The organism is Legionella tunisiensis, assembly GCF_000308315.1.
Classification (GTDB): Bacteria; Pseudomonadota; Gammaproteobacteria; order Legionellales; family Legionellaceae; genus Tatlockia; species Tatlockia tunisiensis.
The window spans coordinates 1-900 of the sequence record NZ_CALJ01000161.1; the positions used below are offsets into that span (position 1 = coordinate 1).

Here is a 900-nt window from a genome sequence, read left to right on the forward strand (position 1 = left end):
CAGAGTTGATAGCACAGAATTGATGTAATTGTTCTATCATGACCTGCTTACGGTCACTCAAAGCGTGAACCAATTCCTTTGTTACTCGATCCATTACTCTAACTCATACACAAAGCTTATGACATTAGCTGAAATTCTTGGGCTCCGCAATATAAGTCTCTTTATGGGGGCATTGCAACAGATTAACTCAGTAGCTATTTCTTAACCTAAGTGAAATAAGAATACACTAGGAATAGGAAGAGGCGATTGAACTTTGTATAATGCTGATTTTTCGGAGAAATCGTGCATTATTTATTGGAAAAAATCCATCCGCAATGGCACAAGATAGTTGCGTTGGCCTTAAAGCAGATTGATAAAGACTATCTTTTACAATTGCAAAATAGCAATCATTGGTTGCCTGGTATCGATTCCTTATTTGCTGCTTTTAGTCTCCCTCTTAGTGAAACAAAATATGTTTTATTGGGTGAGTCACCTTATCCTCGCGCCGAGTCAGCGAATGGTTATGCATTTTGGGATAACTCAGTCCATAGTTTATGGAGCTACACAGGATTCAGCAAAGAAGTGAATCGCGCAACTTCCTTGCGAAATTGGATAAAGATGTTATTAGTTGCTAGAGGTGATTTACAGCAGGATCGTTCACAAACAGCGATTGCGAGGCTTGATAAATCGCATTATTGGCAAACGGCAGAGCAGTTTTTTACCTCCATGATTAATAAAGGATTTTTACTTTTAAATGCTTCTTTGGTTTATAGTAAAGACGAGGTACGATTTCATGCAAAGCACTGGCGTCCTTTCATGCACAGTTTGCTAACACAACTGGCCCAATACAACCAATCGTTACAGTTAATTTTATTCGGTCGTATTGCTAAAGAAATACCGGAAGCGAGTTTTTTCTTGCTT

The 900-nt window shown here is 38.6% G+C and carries 1 protein-coding gene; it reads left to right on the top strand.

The features are described from left to right. Positions 1-282 precede the first annotated feature (282 nt). On the top strand, positions 283-900 hold a 618-nt coding region (locus BN58_RS10125; protein WP_019216720.1), incomplete at its 3' end, for a uracil-DNA glycosylase family protein.